The sequence below is a fragment of the Pseudomonas sp. NFPP07 genome, from assembly GCF_900115645.1.
Classification (GTDB): domain Bacteria; phylum Pseudomonadota; class Gammaproteobacteria; order Pseudomonadales; family Pseudomonadaceae; genus Aquipseudomonas; species Aquipseudomonas chlororaphis.
The window spans coordinates 309,570-324,957 of record NZ_FOXG01000004.1 but is presented as its reverse complement, the minus strand read 5'-3'; the positions used below and the strand labels follow the sequence as shown (position 1 = coordinate 324,957).

The 15,388-nt window shown below is 65.2% G+C and carries 14 protein-coding genes; 8 read left to right on the top strand and 6 right to left on the bottom strand.

Annotation, left to right across the window (positions count from 1 at the left end; translation table 11 throughout):
* Positions 1 to 21: 21 nt before the first annotated feature.
* Positions 22 to 981, top strand: coding sequence for an AraC family transcriptional regulator ligand-binding domain-containing protein (locus tag BM019_RS12635; protein WP_092418448.1), 960 nt, complete (start codon positions 22 to 24; stop codon positions 979 to 981).
* A 135-nt stretch (positions 982 to 1,116) separates the two neighbouring features.
* The gene (locus tag BM019_RS12630) at positions 1,117 to 2,358 is read left to right on the top strand and encodes an MFS transporter (RefSeq protein WP_092418447.1); all 1,242 of its coding nucleotides are present in this window, start codon (positions 1,117 to 1,119) and stop codon (positions 2,356 to 2,358) included.
* Here the strand turns inward: BM019_RS12630 and BM019_RS12625 are convergent.
* Positions 2,355 to 2,981 (bottom strand): TetR/AcrR family transcriptional regulator, encoded by a 627-nt coding sequence (locus BM019_RS12625; protein WP_009043262.1) that lies wholly within the window; start codon positions 2,979 to 2,981, stop codon positions 2,355 to 2,357. The two genes, BM019_RS12630 and BM019_RS12625, sit on opposite strands and share 4 nt — an antisense overlap.
* Before the next feature lie 85 nt (positions 2,982 to 3,066).
* On the opposite strand from BM019_RS12625, the gene BM019_RS12620 reads away from it, so the two are divergent.
* A complete protein-coding gene (locus tag BM019_RS12620) occupies positions 3,067 to 3,681 on the top strand; it encodes an NAD(P)H-dependent oxidoreductase (RefSeq protein WP_092418446.1) in 615 nt (204 codons plus the stop codon).
* Between the two features lie 53 nt (positions 3,682 to 3,734).
* Here the strand turns inward: BM019_RS12620 and BM019_RS12615 are convergent, their stop codons facing one another.
* Positions 3,735 to 4,052 carry a DUF2388 domain-containing protein gene (locus tag BM019_RS12615; protein WP_007924983.1) on the bottom strand — a complete coding sequence of 106 codons (318 nt, stop codon included), beginning with the start codon at positions 4,050 to 4,052 and terminating at the stop codon, positions 3,735 to 3,737.
* A 168-nt stretch (positions 4,053 to 4,220) separates the two neighbouring features.
* Entirely contained in the window at positions 4,221 to 5,594 is a 1,374-nt protein-coding gene (gene ppnN, locus BM019_RS12610) for a nucleotide 5'-monophosphate nucleosidase PpnN (RefSeq protein WP_007924984.1), read from the bottom strand.
* A 293-nt stretch (positions 5,595 to 5,887) separates the two neighbouring features.
* Between ppnN and BM019_RS12605 the strand changes: the two genes are divergently transcribed.
* The 3 genes from BM019_RS12605 (at position 5,888) to BM019_RS12595 (ending at position 9,056) form a co-directional block, all read left to right on the top strand.
* The gene (locus tag BM019_RS12605) at positions 5,888 to 8,023 is read left to right on the top strand and encodes a C1 family peptidase (protein ID WP_092418445.1); all 2,136 of its coding nucleotides are present in this window, start codon (positions 5,888 to 5,890) and stop codon (positions 8,021 to 8,023) included.
* Positions 8,020 to 8,430 (top strand): hypothetical protein, encoded by a 411-nt coding sequence (locus BM019_RS12600; RefSeq protein WP_092418444.1) that lies wholly within the window; start codon positions 8,020 to 8,022, stop codon positions 8,428 to 8,430. The genes BM019_RS12605 and BM019_RS12600 overlap by 4 nt, the downstream gene beginning before the upstream one ends.
* A gap of 218 nt (positions 8,431 to 8,648) precedes the next feature.
* Positions 8,649 to 9,056 carry a response regulator gene (locus tag BM019_RS12595; RefSeq protein ID WP_007924986.1) on the top strand — a complete coding sequence of 136 codons (408 nt, stop codon included), beginning with the start codon at positions 8,649 to 8,651 and terminating at the stop codon, positions 9,054 to 9,056.
* A 95-nt stretch (positions 9,057 to 9,151) separates the two neighbouring features.
* Here the strand turns inward: BM019_RS12595 and BM019_RS12590 are convergent, their stop codons facing one another.
* Entirely contained in the window at positions 9,152 to 10,021 is an 870-nt protein-coding gene (locus BM019_RS12590) for an isocitrate lyase/PEP mutase family protein (RefSeq protein WP_009043268.1), read from the bottom strand.
* A 504-nt stretch (positions 10,022 to 10,525) separates the two neighbouring features.
* Here BM019_RS12590 and BM019_RS12585 point away from each other — a divergent pair.
* Entirely contained in the window at positions 10,526 to 11,065 is a 540-nt protein-coding gene (locus BM019_RS12585) for a DUF4174 domain-containing protein (protein WP_092418443.1), read from the top strand.
* Positions 11,066 to 11,206: 141 nt separating this feature from the next.
* On the opposite strand, the gene BM019_RS12580 is transcribed toward BM019_RS12585, so the two are convergent.
* Complete coding sequence (locus tag BM019_RS12580; RefSeq protein WP_092418442.1) at positions 11,207 to 12,430, bottom strand: aspartate aminotransferase family protein; 1,224 nt, start codon at positions 12,428 to 12,430, stop codon at positions 11,207 to 11,209.
* A 101-nt stretch (positions 12,431 to 12,531) separates the two neighbouring features.
* On the opposite strand from BM019_RS12580, the gene BM019_RS12575 reads away from it, so the two are divergent.
* Positions 12,532 to 13,434 (top strand): LysR family transcriptional regulator, encoded by a 903-nt coding sequence (locus BM019_RS12575; RefSeq protein ID WP_092418441.1) that lies wholly within the window; start codon positions 12,532 to 12,534, stop codon positions 13,432 to 13,434.
* A 76-nt stretch (positions 13,435 to 13,510) separates the two neighbouring features.
* Here the strand turns inward: BM019_RS12575 and BM019_RS12570 are convergent, their stop codons facing one another.
* Positions 13,511 to 15,343, bottom strand: a complete 1,833-nt coding sequence (locus tag BM019_RS12570; protein WP_092418440.1) for a flavin monoamine oxidase family protein — start codon at positions 15,341 to 15,343, stop codon at positions 13,511 to 13,513.
* Positions 15,344 to 15,388: the final 45 nt, after the last annotated feature.

Below are 15,388 nucleotides of genomic sequence, written 5' to 3'. Positions count from 1 at the left end.
ACCAAGAGCCGCCCGGACCCTATGCGCGAACTGGACAAAAACACTGGCGAAGAGGCCAATCAGCCGGTCCGTCGTTTTCACCGGGGCCAGCTCGGCCGGGTGCTGGAACGGGTCCTGCAACGCCAGACCCGGGGCGACCGCCAGGATTACAACCTGCTGGAACTGGAACAGTTGTGGCGTCTGGCGGCGGAGCGCGACCCGGCCATCGGTCTGCATCTGTTCGGCGAATTCACCCCCCAGGACCTGCACGTACTGGCCTACATCTGCCTGTACTGCCCGGACGTGCGCGGCGCCATGCAATGCTGGGCCGACTACGCCGCGCTGGCCTCGGACATGGACAGCCTGAAGCTGGTCAGCGACGGCGAGCTGCTCGGCGTCGAACTGTGCATCGACGCGCCCGCGAGGCTGACCCGCTACGTGGTCGAGCACTACTGCGTCATGGCCCTGACCCAGATCCGCCACGGCACCGGGCAAGCTGTGCGACCGGTACGCGCCTGCTTCAGCCATCCGCGACCGGCTTACCACGAGGAATATCGCCAGTGGTTCGGCGATAACCTCGAATTCGACTGCCCGCACAACTGCCTGTACTACGACCAGGCCACCTTGCGCCTGCCGCTGCTGACGCGCCACGCCGGCATGCAGGCGTTGTTGCGCAGCGAGCTGGACCGCCGCCTGGCCCAGCGCCTGCAACTGGCCGGCTGGACCGGCAAGGTCGCGGCCAGCATGCGCGACAGCCTGGCCCGTGGCGTGGTGCCGAGCCTGGAGAACCAGGCCGAGGCGCTGTACCAGAGCCCGCGCACCTTGCGTCGGCGCCTGGAGGAGCAGGGCATGACCTTTCGCCAGTTGCTCGATCAGGTCCGCGCCGAGCTGGAGCAGCAACTGGAGTTTCTCGGCGAGAGCCGCGCCCAGATGGCGGCCCAGCTGGGTTACGGCGACCTCGCGGCGTACCTGCATGCCCGCAAGCGCTGGAAGCGCGACTGAATCCATCAGGCTCGCGACATCACCATAGGTGTTGCACGGATTCCTAAAAGGAATCCACTGCATAAAAAACATGAATTTTATTTATCGAATTCGAGCCTGTAGCGTGGCCCCGTCCCTGACCGATGGAGCGCCCCAATGTCCACCCCGCAGCCGCCGTCTCCCGCCGAACGCCACTGGCAGCGCAACCTCGCGGTGTGCGCCCTGGGGGCGTTCACCACCATTGTCGCGATGACCCTGCTGCTGCCGTTCCTGCCGTTGTACGTCGAGCAACTGGGGGTCAGCGACCCGGCAGCCATCGTCCAGTGGTCCGGCGTGGCGTTTGGCGCGACCTTCCTGTCGGCAGCGATCACCGCGCCCTTGTGGGGCCGCCTGGGTGACCGCTATGGGCGCAAGCTGATGCTGATCCGTGCCAGCCTCGGCATGGCCGTGGCCATGTCGCTGATCGGCCTGGCGGAGAACGTCTGGCAGTTGGTGCTGTTGCGCCTGCTGGCGGGCTTGCTCGGCGGCTATGCCTCGGGGGCAACCATCCTGGTCGCCACGCAAACCCCCAAGGCGCGCTCCGGCTGGGCCCTGGGCGTGCTGTCTTCGGGGATCATGGCCGGCAGCCTGGCCGGGCCGCTGGTGGGTGGCCTGCTGCCGCCGTTGATCGGCATCCGCAACACCTTCTTCATCGCCGGGGCGGTGATCTTCGTGACCTTCCTGGCCACCACCTTTCTGCTGAAGGAGGCGCCGCGCGAGCCGCGCCCGGCCACGCAAAAGGGACAGGCGCCGGACAACTCCTGGGCGTCCGTAGCGGACAAAAAAACGGTATTGAGCATGTTCGCGGTGGCCTGCCTGCTGATGTTCGCGACCATGTCCATCGAGCCGATCATCACCGTGTATCTGCAGGAACTGCGGGCGGAAAAGGTCACCCTGATGGCGGGGCTGGTGATGTCCGCCGCGGCCCTGGGCAGCATTATTTCCGCGTCGCAGCTGGGCAAGCTGGCCGACCGTATCGGCCACTGGCGGGTGCTGACTGTGTGCCTGGCCGCCGCGGCACTGCTGCTGATTCCCCAGGCGCTGGTCAGCGCGCCCTGGCAACTGGTGCTGCTGCGCTTTCTCATGGGCCTGGCGTTGGGCGGGCTGTTGCCTTGCATCTCCAGCATCATTCGCCATTCGGTGCCGGAAAACATCGCCGGGCGGATGCTCGGCTACTCGACCTCCAGCCAGTACGTCGGGCAGGTGCTCGGCCCCCTGGCCGGGGGCTTTCTCGGTGGGCACTTCGGCATGCGCACGGTGTTTGTCGGCACCTGCGGCGTCATGGCCCTGTGCGCTCTGGTCACCTGGTGGTTCGGCTCGATGAAACCTGCCGTGGCGGTGGCAGGCGAAGCCGGTTAGACCGGGCCGGCGCCACGCCGGGCACTGCGCTCGACCATGGCGACGATGCTGTCGAACAGCTCGTCGCGGGCCTGCTCGCGGCTGATTTCTCCGGTGGCCGCGGCATGGGACAGCGCTTCGGCGGCCCCGAGCATCGCCCGCAGGCCAGCCGTGGCTATGGTCCCGGGCGCCGCGAAGGGGGCGAGGGCGGCGCGGCATTTTTCCAGGAAGATCAGCTCGTATTCCTCCTTGATCCGCGCCAGTTCCGGCGAACTGGCCAGCGCGGCGATCACCCCCGGGATCTCGCGGCCCTGGGTCAGGACGCAGTCGACATAAGAGCCAGCGATGACCGCTGCGCGGCTGGCCAGGGTTGCTTCGCTGCGGTCCAGGGCGGCGTCCATCAGCAATGTCTGGCGGGCATCGAAGTCCTGGTACAGCGCCGCCAGCAATCCAGCGCGGGTGACGAAATGGTCATAGACCACCGGCTTGGTCACCCCGGCCTGTTCGGCGAGGCGGCCCAGGGTCAGGGCTTCGGTGCCTTCCGCGCCGATCAATTGCCAGGCCACTTCCAGCAACTGTTGCAGGCGCTCTTCGCGGGACAGGCGGCGACGGGGGGGTGAAGCCTCGGAGGGGGTGCTTGACATGCTTATATACCAAACTTACCAAAAGTATATAGGGCTTGGTTGCCGCCCTCAATCCAATTTGCCTCCATCGGCAGGAGTCTTCGCCATGCATGCGCTTATCGTTGTCGCCCACCATGATCCCCGCTCCCTCAGCCACAGCCTGGCGGCCCAGGTTGCCCAGGGGCTTGGGCCGTCCCACTCGTTCGAGATCGCCGACCTGTTCGCCGAGGCGTTCGACCCGTGTTTCAACGCCGCCGACCACGCGGTCCATCGCCGGCAGGAATTGCCGCCGGCCGATGTGCTGGCCGAGCAGGCGCGCATCGACCGCGCCGATGCGCTGGTGCTGGTCTATCCGGTGTACTGGTGGTCGATGCCGGCGCTGCTCAAGGGTTGGATCGACCGGGTGTTCGCCAACGGCTGGGCGTTCGATTTCAACCTCGAAGCCAATCGCTTTGAGAAGAAACTCGGGTCTCTGCGGGTGCATCTGCTCGGCGTCGGTGGGGCCGATGCCGGCACCTATGGGCGCCACGGCTACGAGACGGCGATGAAGACCCAGATCGACCACGGGATCTTCGACTACTGCGGGGCGCGGGTGCTGACCTCGGAGCTGCTGCTGGAATCGGAAAGCCAGGATCCGGCGCTGCATCTGCGCACGGCCCGGGCCATCGGTCGCGATCTGTTCAGCCGCGCCAGCGCCGCCGCGGCGGTTCAGGCGGGATGAGGGGATAAGGCTCCGCGACGTCCCGGTCGCGGAGCGCAGGACGGCTTCGGCCGTCAGTGCCCGGCGGGCTGCGCCTGTTGAGTGAGGATCGCCCTGGCCAGTTCTTCATCGCTGGCGTTGAGGCCTGGGTTTTCCTGACGGATTTTCTGCAGCACCGACTCCAGGTAGACGCCACGGATGGCGCCGCCGCTGGCGACGAAGCTGGAGGCGTCGTCACGGGCGGGAATCACCATCTTGTCGTCCTTGAAGGTCGAGTACAGTGAGGCGGAAACCCCTGCGGAGGTGGCGACATCACCCGCATCGACACGGGCCATGGCTGAACCTGCGGGCAGACAGAGCAACAACGAAGAAACGAGTAATAGGCGGCGCATGGGGGCGTCCTCCGACAGCGTGAAGCGAAAAGGAAGTACTACACAATCTAGGATGCGCGGCACTGCCCGGGAGTTCCCCGGGCGCTCGCGGTGGCCGCTGGCCGGGCGTTTTCTGTGGGGCAGCCAGCAGCCCCCGGCATTGCGCCGGGGGCTATGGTCAACGGGTTGTCAGCTGACGACCCGGTAGCACGGCACGTAGGCCGCGCCGCCCGGCAGTTTCATCCGGTGCTGCTGGACGAAGGATTTGAGCAGGTGATCCAGCGGCTGCATGATCGCCGTGTCGCCGTGGATTTCGTACGGGCCGTGCTTCTCGATCAGGCGGATGCCCTTGTCCTTGACGTTGCCGGCGACGATGCCGGAGAACGCGCGACGCAGGTTGGCCGCCAGCTCGTGGGACGGCAGTGCACGGTCCAGTTGCAGGCTGGCCATGTTGGCGTGGGTCGGGTCGAACGGACGCTGGAAGCCTTCGTCGATTTTCAGCAGCCAGTTGAAGTGGAAGGCGTCGTTGCGTTCGCGGCGGAACTGCTTGACCTCCTTGAGCCCCTCGGTCATCTGCCGGGCGACCTCGGCCGGGTCGTCGATGATGATCTGGTACAGGCTGTGGGCCGCGTCGCCCAGGGTCGCGCCGACGAAGGCGTGCAGTTGCTCCAGGTACGGCGCGGCACTTTTCGGCCCGGTGAGGATCACCGGGAACGGCAGCTCGCGGTTGTCCGGGTGCATGAGGATGCCCAGCAGGTACAGGAACTCCTCGGCGGTACCGGCGCCGCCCGGGAAGATGATGATGCCGTGGCCGACGCGGACGAAGGCTTCCAGGCGCTTCTCGATGTCCGGCAGGATCACCAGTTCGTTGACGATCGGGTTCGGCGCCTCGGCGGCGATGATGCCCGGCTCGGTGAGGCCCAGGTAACGGCTGCCGCTCATGCGCTGCTTGGCATGGGCGATGGTCGCGCCCTTCATCGGGCCTTTCATCACGCCCGGGCCGCAGCCGGTGCAGACGTCCAGTTTGCGCAGGCCCAGCTCATGGCCGACCTTCTTGGTGTACTGGTATTCCTCGGTGCTGATCGAGTGGCCGCCCCAGCACACCACCATCTTCGGTTCCACGCCCGGACGCAGGGTGCGGGCATTGCGCAGCAGGTGGAAGACGTAGTCGGTGATGCCCTGGGAGCTTTCCAGGTCGATACGCTGGCTGGCCAGTTCGCTTTCGGTGTAGACGATGTCGCGCAGGGCGCTGAACAGCATTTCCCGGGTGCTGGCGATCATCTCGCCATCGACGAAGGCATCGGCCGGGGCGTTCAGCAGTTCCAGGCGCACGCCGCGGTCCTGCTGGTGGATGCGGACTTCGAAATCCTTGTAGGCGTCGAGGATGGTCTTGGCGTTATCGACGTGGGCGCCGGTGTTGAGGATGGCCAGGGCGCACTGGCGGAACAGGGCATAGATGCTGCCGGAACCGGCTTCGCTGAGTTGTTGCACTTCACGTTGGGACAAAGTCTCCAGGCTGCCTTTGGGGCTGACCGAAGCGTTGATGACGTGTCTTGAATGCATTCTGGATTCCTTGAAAGCGAGACCACCGGCCCATGCGGGCCCATGGCTTAAGAATAGTGAGCGGCGGGCGGGACGCCGGGAAAAACATTCTCCCGGGCTTCACCACGCGAAGGCAAACGGGACCACCGGAACGTGCGGCGCGTCCGCCACGCTACTTTCTCACAGCTGGTGGTCCGAAGCGAAAGCGGCGTGCATCGCCCTTGGCTATGCTCAGCCCAGTCACCCATAGGGCTGGGGAGCGCAACCAGGCGCTGGCAGTGCCAGTCTCGTCACGACATCGGGAGCGCGTGAGCATGGCATCTGCATCCGACCGGTCCGCGGTCAAAAAGGGCAAGGCTGCGGCTACAGCCCAAAAAGCCGAGAAAAAAACCACGAAAAAAACCGCCGCAACGGCCGCCAGGGCTGGCAAGAAGATCGCCCGCCGCAAGGCCGCCACGGCCCCTGTGCGGGTCCTGAACGTGCGACCGGACGGCCTGGATTTTCGCGACACCATGTATATCCCGACCCTGGTGGAAGTCCCGGTACGCCGCGAACTCAGCGACTACCGCAAGACCAGAGTACCGGTACTCGACCAGGGCCAGGAAAACGCCTGCACCGGTTATGGCCTGGCGACGGTGGCGCATTACCTGCTGCGCACCCGTCGCTATCAGTCCGACGCCACGCTCGTCAGCCCGCACATGTTGTACGACCTGGCCCGTCGTTATGACGAATGGGCCGGCGAGGTGGACGAAGGTTCCAGTTGTCGCGGGGCGATGAAGGGCTGGTACAAGCACGGGGTGTGCCCGGCACCGCGGTGGCAGGCCAATAACCAGGCCACGACCCTGACCCAGGTGCTGGCCGAGGAGGCGGCGCTGCGTCCGCTGGGGGCGTACTTCCGGGTCAACCATACCGACATCGTCGCCATGCACGCGGCGATTGCCGAAGTCGGTGTACTGTACGCCAGCGCCAGCGTGCACGAGGGCTGGCATGCGGTCGGTGGGGATGGCCATATCCAGCCCTCGGCGAACATTCTCGGCGGCCATGCCTTCGCGATCGTCGCCTATGACCAGGACGGTTTCTGGATTCAGAATTCCTGGGGCGAGACGTGGGGGTATGAGGGGTTTGCCCACCTGCGCTACGACGACTGGCTGGCCAACGGCGCGGATGCCTGGGTCGCTCGGCTCGGCGCGCCGATCACCCTGCGCGTGTCGCTGCAGGCGGCATCGCAGGCCAAGGCGGTGGCGGCGGCTTCGTCCAGCGAGACCCTGCGGGAGATTCGCCCGCATGTCATCAGCCTGGGCAACGACGGCGCCTTCGACCCGCGTGGCGACCTGGCGACCACCGCGGCCAGCGTCGAGGAAATATTCGCCGTGGACTTCCCGCGCATCACCGCCGGCTGGGCGAAAAAACGCATCGTGGTGTATGCCCACGGCGGCCTGGTGGCGCAGGCCGGGGCCATCGAAACCGTGGCCGGCTACCGCGCGGCCATGTTGCAGGCCGAGTGTTATCCGCTGGCGTTCATCTGGAAGACCGATTACTGGAGCACCCTGGGCAACATGCTAGCCGATGCTGCCCGGCGCCGGCGCTCCGAAGGGGTGCTGGACGCGACCAAGGACTTCATGCTCGACCGCCTGGACGATGCGCTGGAGCCCATTGCCCGGCTGCTGACCGGCAAGGCCGAGTGGGACGAAATGAAGGAAAACGGCCTGCGTGCCATGGTCAATGCCAACGGCGGGGCGCGGGTGGTGGCCAGGGCCCTGGCGCGCCTGGCTGCCCAGGGGGTGGAGATCCACATCGTCGGGCACAGCGCGGGCAGCATCCTGCTGGCGCCGATGGTGCAGTACCTGGTATCCAAGGGTGAGATGAACGGCGGGCCGATGGCGCGCAGCCAGTTGAAGGGGCTGGAGGTGAAGATCGCCAGTTGCCACCTGTGGGCGCCGGCCTGCACCGTCAAGCTGTTTCGCGAGACTTATTTGGCGCCGATTCGCGACAAGCGCATCCAGAAGTTCGGCCTGTTCACCCTGACCGACCAGGCCGAACGTGACGACCATTGCGCGCATATCTACAACAAGTCCTTGCTGTACCTGGTCTCCGATGCCTTCGAGGACAAGGTACGCATACCGTTGATTCGACCCGACGGTGAGCCGATCCTCGGCATGGAGCGGTTCGTCACCGGCGAAAGCGATCTGGCGCAGCTGTTCTCCAATGCCCCGAACGCCGATTGGGTACGCGCGCCCAACGACTTGCCGATGGGCAGTCAGAATGCCTCCGGGGCCCGTCACCACGGCGATTTCGACAACGACGAAACCACGGTTCGCGCGACCCTGGCGCGGATCCTCGGGCAAGGCGGAGCGCGGCAAGCCCTGGTGTTGTCGCAACCCATCGCCGAGCGGGCGCAACGGCGGCGCCAGCTGGACCTGGCCAGCAGCATTGGCCGGAGGCAACCATGAGCATTCCTTCGCCGATCCGCCCCATCGAGGTGCCGGCTGACCAGTCCTGTGTTGCCAGTGAGTTCGAAATCGAAGTCGGGCATCGCTACCGTTTCCTGGTGGAAGGCCAGTGGGCCGATGCCACGGACCCGCCGACCGGGCCCGAGGGCGTGGCGCACCCGGGCGGCATCCGCGAGGGCTTCGGCTGGGCCAAGCGCTTGCCCGAGGCGGCCTGGATGGCGCTGCTGGTGCGGACCAGGGGCCCGAAGGGCAAGTCGCCCTGGCGCCTGCTCGGGCGCGGCGACGACGTCTGGTCGGACCTGCCACCGGGGCGCCTGCAGTTCTGCGCCAACGACGTGCCCGGCTTCTACCGGAACAACTCAGGGAAGATGGACGTCAGGGTGATCGATGTTACTCAGGGTGGCTAGCGGGGCTCTTGGCGGGTGCGCAGAGCGGCTTTGGGGCAGGTGTGGGAGCGAGGCGCCCCTGGCGGCGATCCCGTTGCCGCCGGCGCAACCGACGGTGCCTGCACGGTCTTGCCCAGCACCTCGGCAGGCCGAGTGAATTTATCGGCCAGGCGCTGCTCATAACTCTAAATGGCGTAATCGCGCCAGGGTTGTGTACGCAGTCAGGGAGCGGCATCCACATGAGCCCGGTTTCATCTGTCAATCCAGGCCAGCCTTGTCGCCTGCTGTTAGTGGTCGAGGACGAGCCGATGATCCTGGAGTTTCTCTGCGAGATCCTGCAGGACGAGGGCTTCGCCACCCAGGCCATGCTCCGCGCGGATGAGGCGCTGCAGTTCCTGGAAAGCCACCCGGACCAGGTGCGTTTGCTGCTGACCGATATCAATATGCCGGGCACCCTGAACGGCGCGGGCCTGGCCAATCGGGTGCGCGAGTGCTGGCCGGAAATGCCGGTGCTGGTGATGTCCGGCTATGAGACGCCGCAGAGTTCCGGCATCCGCTATCCGGTGTCGTTCATCCGTAAACCCTGGACCATCGGGCAGATCCTCGACAGTGTCGATGAGGCGTTGAACAAGGCGGGGAATAGGTAACTGGGCGGGGCGCTGGCGAGATGAGGAGCGAAGCGGCTTTCGACCACCCAGGACCTCGGGTCCTCGGTGATCGCAAAGGCGGGTGAGCTAGCGGCTCACTCTTTGACGCTCATGAACTCTTTGGCCCAGACGATGTACTCCTCGGGCTGGGTGTAGGTGTGGGCCAGCTCGGTGGCGCTGAGGTCCGAGGCCTGGGTGAAGATCTGCCGCTGTTCGCGCAGGCAGTCGTAGGTGGCCTTGATCGCCGCGAAGTACGCCGCGTGGCCGTCGACGATGATCTTCGCGCCCAGTTGCGCCAGGCGCGCATCGTCGCGCAGCGCCGGGTTGCCGTAGGTCACCAGCATCAAGGGGACCGACAGGTGCTCGGAGATCTGCTCCAGCTGCTCGAAATCCTTGATCCCGACCATGCAGATGCCGTCGGCGCCGGCACGCTCGTATTGCTGGGTGCGGCTGATGATTTCCTGGATCGGCAGGATCGCCGCGTTGGTCCGGGCGATGATCGCCAGTTCCGGGTCGACCCGCGCTTCCAGGGCCGCGCGGATCTTGCCCACGCCTTCGGCGACCGAGATCAGGTCGGTGGACTTGCGCCCGAACTGGGCCGGCAGCAGGGTGTCTTCGATGGTCAGGGCGGCGACGCCGGCGCGCTCCAGTTCGACCACGGTGCGCATCACGTTGAGGGCGTTGCCGTAGCCATGGTCGGCGTCGGCGATCACCGGCAACTGGGCGACGCGGCCGATGCGGGTGGCCTGCTCGGCGAATTCGCTCAGGGTGATCAGGGCGAAGTCAGGCGCGGCCAGCACCTGCAGCGAGGCGACGGAGCCGCCAAGAATGCCCACTTCGAAACCCAGGTCGGCGGCGATCCGCGCCGACATCGGGTCGAAGACGGAGGCGGTGTGAAAGCAGGAGTCTGAAGCGATCAACTCGCGAAAACTACGGCGTAAATCTTGATGAGACAGCCTGGACATACGAACTCCCGGAAGGAGGTAAAAGAGATGCCGACGATAGCGTCGAGTCAAAAATGCAATCGGTTGTCCAGCGCGCCTGTGTCAAAGGTTCGCTGCGAAAACCTGGGCAGATGAAGACGAAGCAAGCAGGTATGAAACGGCGGGTGACGCCGCACCGGATGGAAAAAGCCAGGCGGGCGCTCTTGTTATGGCCGCCATGAAGGCTATCACGCCGCCGCGGCGAAAATGATGACGAATTCGTATGGGCCCATGCCAGAACGGCATAGGCCATGCCGGTTGTCATGGGCGCCAAGGCGGGTCGATCATGCCGAACAAGAGGGTTCGGTTATCACTGGCGTTTATGAGAGTGTCGATCTGTAGTGGCGAGGACGAGAGTACGCAGCGCTCGTTGCTACGCCTCGAACCAGGGGAAAGGCTCAATAAAATGTCAGAATTTGAGTCCGGGTCTGGACCTTTTCCCCTGATGCGCAATCATTAGGACGTGGATACCCAAAGGAGAGACGCATGTTCATTCGGTCATTGACCCTCGCAACGCTGCTCGCTGTCGTCGGCCCCGCAATGGCGGCCGACAACGAAGGCCCTCTGGCCCAGGATCAGGGCAAGGCGCGCCCACTGATCGTCATCGCTCCCAGCACCGTGGACCCGACCCTGGTGGCGCTGAAGAAGTCCCTCGAGGAGCCGGCCAACCGCCAGGCCTTCAGCGAACGCAACATGGTGCTCTACACGGTGATCAACACCATCGGCCAGCGCGACGGCAAGGACCTGGACCCGCAATCGACCATGGCGTTGATCCGCAGCCTGAAGCTCGGCGCCGGGGCGCAGACCAAGGTGATCCTGGTGGGCAAGGACGGCGAGAAGAAGCTCGAGCATTCCGGGGCCATCGAACTCAAGGAAGTCTTCAGCACCATCGACCAACTGCCGGCGGCGGAAAAGGAAGCCGTTGCGCCGACGTTAGCGCCGGTCTCGGAAGTCAAGGCAGCCCACGCCGGCAAGGCCGCCAAATCGGGCAAGCCTGCGGCACCACCCAAGCCGCTGGACGACTGAGTCTGGCCATCACCGTTTCCTGATAGCGCATCGCGAGCAAGCTCGCTCCTGCAGAAACATACGGGCTCCTGTAGGCGCGAGCTTGCTCGCGATGGCGTTCTAACTCACCTCGCCTGAGTTCAGCTGACCATCAGGCATCGGTCACGACACTGCCAGCATTTCTGCCTCTTTTGCTGCACCGCCATCACCTTCAGTGCTTTGCAGTGTCCGGCTGACCCCGCGCACTATCATCTCGACTTCCCGTTCATCGATGATCAGCGCTGGCAGCAGGCGGATGGTGGTGCCCCGGGTCACGTTGATCAGCAGTCCGTGATCCTGCGCCGCCCGTAGCGCCAGCTCGCGCTGCGGGGCTTTGAGCTCAATGCCGATCATCAAGCCCAGGCCGCGCACCTGCAGGACCTGCGGGTGATCCGCCAACTCCACCCGCAAGCGTTGCAACAGGCGTTCGCCCTGGCGCCTGGCGTTGGCCAGCAGGCCTTGTTCCTCGATGATCTCCAGCACGGTGCAGGCCACCCGACAGGCCAGCGGGTTGCCGCCGAAGGTGCTGCCGTGGCTGCCGGGGGTGAACAGCTGCGCGGCCTTGCCCCGGGCCAGGCAGGCGCCGATGGGGATGCCGTTGCCCAGGCCCTTGGCCAGGGTCATCACATCCGGGACTACACCCTCGTGCTGGCAGGCGAACCACTGGCCGGTGCGGCCGATGCCGGTCTGGATCTCGTCGAGCATCAGCAGCCAGTTGCGCCGGCTGCACAGCTCGCGCACGGCCTTCAGGTAGCCGGGCGGGGCCAGGCGGATGCCGCTTTCGCCCTGGATCGGTTCCATCAGCACCGCGGCGATACGCGGGCCGTGGGCTTGCGCGGCCCGCTCCAGGGCGGCCAGGTCGCCGAAGGGCAGCTTGAGGAAATCCCCGGGCAGTGCGTTCAGGCCCAGGCGCACCGCCGGTCCGTCGCTGGCCGCCAGGGTGCCCAGGGTACGGCCGTGGAAGGCGTTCTCCATGACAATCACCAGCGGCCGCTCGATGCCTTTGTGCCAGCCGTGCAGCCGTGCCAGCTTCAGCGCGGTTTCGTTGGCTTCGGCGCCGGAGTTGTTGAAGAACGCCCGGTCCATGCCGGCCAGCTGGGTCAGCCGCTGCGCCAGCCGCTGTTGCCAATCGATGCTGTACAGGTTGGAGGTGTGCAGCAGCAGGCCGGCCTGTTCGCGGATGACGCTGACCAGCTTGGGGTGGGAATGGCCGATGCCCGTCACCGCCACGCCGGCCACCGCATCCAGGTATTCGCGGCCCGCCTGGTCCCAGAGGCGGGTGCCCAGGCCGTGGGTGAAGCTCAGGGGCAGCGGTTGATAGGTGCTCATCAGGCAGGTGGCGGTCATGACGGGTAGCTCCATCGAGTGTGGTGTGCTGGCAGTATCGTTAGCCACCCTGGCTAGATAAACTCGTCAATTCTTTAATCATCTTCAAGTCAGGGTTGATAATGGATCTGTTCCAGGCGATGACGGTGTACGTGAAGGTGGTGGAGGCGGGGAACATGACCGCTGCCGCCCGTGAGTGCGGCCTGTCCACCACCATGGTCGGCAATCACCTGCGGGCGTTGGAGCAGCGCCTCGGGGTCAGCCTGCTCAGCCGCACCACAAGGCGCCAGCGCCTGACCGAGTTCGGTGCCGAGTATTACCAGCGTTGCCTGGCGGTGCTGGGGCTGGTGGCGGACTCCGAGCGCATGGCGGAACAGGTCCAGGGCGAGCCGTCCGGCACCCTGCGCATCACCGCGCCGCTGACCTTCGGCACCGAGCGCCTGGCGCCGGCGTTGAGCGAATTCCAGCAGCGCTGCCCGCAGGTCAAGGTGGAACTGACCCTGGCCAACCAGCGCTTCGATTTGATCGATGGTGCCTTCGACGTGGCTTTTCGCCTGGGCAACCTGGACACCACGTCGCTGATCGCCCGGCCCCTGGAGGACTACACCCTGACCATCTGCGCCGCGCCGGATTACCTGGAGCGCTGCGGCACGCCGCAAGTCCCGGAGGACCTGCAGCACCACAATTGCCTGGCGTTCGCCTATCCGGCCGGCGACGAGTGGAGCTCCACCGCCACCCAGTGGCCACTGCGCGGACCCGAGGGGGACGTACTGATCCCGGTGTCCGGTTCGCTGCTGACCAACACTTCATCCGGCCTGCACCGCGCGGCGCGGGGTGGCCTGGGGGTGGTGATGATGCCCGATGCCCTGGTGGAGGAGGACCTGCAACAGGGGCGGCTGGTGCCTGTGTTGCAGGACTATCAATTGCCCTTGCGAGCGATGCACCTGCTGTACGCCCAGGACCGTTACCGCCTGCCCAAGCTGCGCAGCTTCGTCGAATTCGCCTTGGAGAAGTGGGGGCGCTGATCGGCGTCGGGCCATCAAGCAAAGACCCCGTCGTGCCGGTCTGGCAGCGACGGGGTCGGGGTTCACGCAGGTTCGGTCAAGCCAGTTCGACAGGCTTGAGGCTGTCCCAGGATTCCACCGGCCCCGGGTTGCCCGGCAGGCTGCCGCTGCCAAAACACACCGCCAGCTTGTTCACCGCGTTGATCGCGGTGGTGACCGCGCCTTCGGCCCAGCCAGCGGTCCAGGACACGTCATCGCCGGCCAGGATGAAACGGTCGGGATTGTCCGTGCCGACGTCGCTCATGAACTGGGAAAAGATCCGCCGCTGATACTCGTACTGCCCCGGCAGGTTCATCTTGAAGGCGCCCAGGTACAGCGGCTGGTCCTCCCAGTTGTGCTCCACGAACGCATCGACCGTGCTGTATTGCTCGTTGAGGTTGATCTGCGGGTAGAGGTTGTCCAGCAGGTTGGTACACAGATCGACATGCTGCGGCAGCGGCGCGGGGCGGTCGCCGAGGAACTTCAGGGCATCGTCGTTCCAGGTGTAGGACAGGAAGATCCCGCTGCCTTTGTAGTCGCCCTTGCTGGCCGAGTAGTCCACCAGATAGGTGCCGCGGGTCAGCCGGTCGGACAGGGTGATGCTCATCTTGCGTTGCTCGCCCTCTGCCACCGGGTCGTTCCAGAACGGGCGCCGGGTGGCGGCGAAAATCTTCGCCGACTGCATGTAGTGGGTGTACATGATGGCTTCCCAGGTATCGATGGGCAGCAGGCTGTTCATGGCGGGAAGGCTTCGTGGGTTCCCCGAGTAGCGCAGTTTGTCGAGGATCCGCACATGCGGGGTGTAGATGACGCTGGGGAAGTAGCGTTGCTGGGTTTTTTGGTTGCGGGTGTCGGTGATGGAGACGAGGAAGGAGCCATCCCGCTGGCGTTCGATGTGTCGAACCTCCTGGTGGAACGGGTCGGTGAATACCTCGCGGGCCAGGGTTTCGACCGTGGTTCCCGCGGACCAATGCTTCATCGTGTCGCCCAGCTCTTGCGGGGTCTTCGACCAGAGCCGTTGCGGCAGGCTGGAAGAGCCGTCGAACATCAGTTGGTGGTCGGCGTCCAGGCCGGTGTACAGCACGCGCAGCAGTTCAAGGATGCTGTTCGGGTAGTCGGTGTTCCAGCCGCCGGTGCCGAAGCCGATCTGGCCGAACAGGTCGATATCGGCCTTGCTCCAGCCGGAGTTTTCCAGGAGCGCGGCGTAGAAGCTGACATCGTCGCCGCTGGTGCCGGTCGTGGGGTTGATGATGGCGTTCCACAGCTTCTTGATCGTCTGTTGACTGATGGAGCCTTCAGTCATGGCCTTTTCCATGGCGGTGAAATCGTAGGTTTCCAGGAATTTATCGAAGAACTGGTTTTCCAGGTCGGTGTATTCCGGTGGTTTTGGAAAGTCCGGGTTGCCGTCCACTTCGTAATAGGTTTTTTCCCCGCGGTAATCGACCACGGTGCTAATCGCCGCGGCGGTGCCCGGGTTGGGAAAGTCCGCCGAGTTTTCGGTCATGCCGACCTTTCGGAAGTAGTGGAACAGCGCCTTGCCGGACACCGGAAAGCGCATCGCGCCCAGTTCGCAGAGCACCTGGTCGCCTGGGTTTTCGGGGTCGCCCTGGACCTTGGAGTAGAGCCGCCCGCCGATGCGCTCCGAGGCTTCGACCACCACCGGGTGCAGGCCCATGCGCATGGCCTCATAGGCGGCGACCAGGCCGGCGACGCCGGCACCGACGATCAGCACCTGTTTCCCGTAGTTCTCCGGGGCGACATGGCCCAAGGGGCTGCCCTGTGCTTTCTGCAGAAAGTCGGCGTAGTGAAAGGGGAAGTCCGGAATCAGCGCGGTGACATCCTTGTTCATGCGCAGGGGAGAGCGGTTGGTTCTGGAAGGAATCGCAGACATGGGGTTTCTCCTTGAAAGTCATTTCCATGTGTTTCCACTTGCTCG

What these genes read in the sequence shown, in the direction of transcription:
- BM019_RS12635 (WP_092418448.1), top strand. Translation starts at nt 22, where the DNA reads ATGCGCGAACTGGACAAAAACACTGGCGAAGAGGCCAATCAGCCGGTC.
- BM019_RS12630 (WP_092418447.1), top strand. Translation starts at nt 1,117, where the DNA reads ATGTCCACCCCGCAGCCGCCGTCTCCCGCCGAACGCCACTGGCAGCGC.
- BM019_RS12625 (WP_009043262.1), bottom strand. Translation starts at nt 2,981, where the DNA reads ATGTCAAGCACCCCCTCCGAGGCTTCACCCCCCCGTCGCCGCCTGTCC.
- BM019_RS12620 (WP_092418446.1), top strand. Translation starts at nt 3,067, where the DNA reads ATGCATGCGCTTATCGTTGTCGCCCACCATGATCCCCGCTCCCTCAGC.
- BM019_RS12615 (WP_007924983.1), bottom strand. Translation starts at nt 4,052, where the DNA reads ATGCGCCGCCTATTACTCGTTTCTTCGTTGTTGCTCTGTCTGCCCGCA.
- ppnN (WP_007924984.1), bottom strand. Translation starts at nt 5,594, where the DNA reads ATGCATTCAAGACACGTCATCAACGCTTCGGTCAGCCCCAAAGGCAGC.
- BM019_RS12605 (WP_092418445.1), top strand. Translation starts at nt 5,888, where the DNA reads ATGGCATCTGCATCCGACCGGTCCGCGGTCAAAAAGGGCAAGGCTGCG.
- BM019_RS12600 (WP_092418444.1), top strand. Translation starts at nt 8,020, where the DNA reads ATGAGCATTCCTTCGCCGATCCGCCCCATCGAGGTGCCGGCTGACCAG.
- BM019_RS12595 (WP_007924986.1), top strand. Translation starts at nt 8,649, where the DNA reads ATGAGCCCGGTTTCATCTGTCAATCCAGGCCAGCCTTGTCGCCTGCTG.
- BM019_RS12590 (WP_009043268.1), bottom strand. Translation starts at nt 10,021, where the DNA reads ATGTCCAGGCTGTCTCATCAAGATTTACGCCGTAGTTTTCGCGAGTTG.
- BM019_RS12585 (WP_092418443.1), top strand. Translation starts at nt 10,526, where the DNA reads ATGTTCATTCGGTCATTGACCCTCGCAACGCTGCTCGCTGTCGTCGGC.
- BM019_RS12580 (WP_092418442.1), bottom strand. Translation starts at nt 12,430, where the DNA reads ATGACCGCCACCTGCCTGATGAGCACCTATCAACCGCTGCCCCTGAGC.
- BM019_RS12575 (WP_092418441.1), top strand. Translation starts at nt 12,532, where the DNA reads ATGGATCTGTTCCAGGCGATGACGGTGTACGTGAAGGTGGTGGAGGCG.
- BM019_RS12570 (WP_092418440.1), bottom strand. Translation starts at nt 15,343, where the DNA reads ATGTCTGCGATTCCTTCCAGAACCAACCGCTCTCCCCTGCGCATGAAC.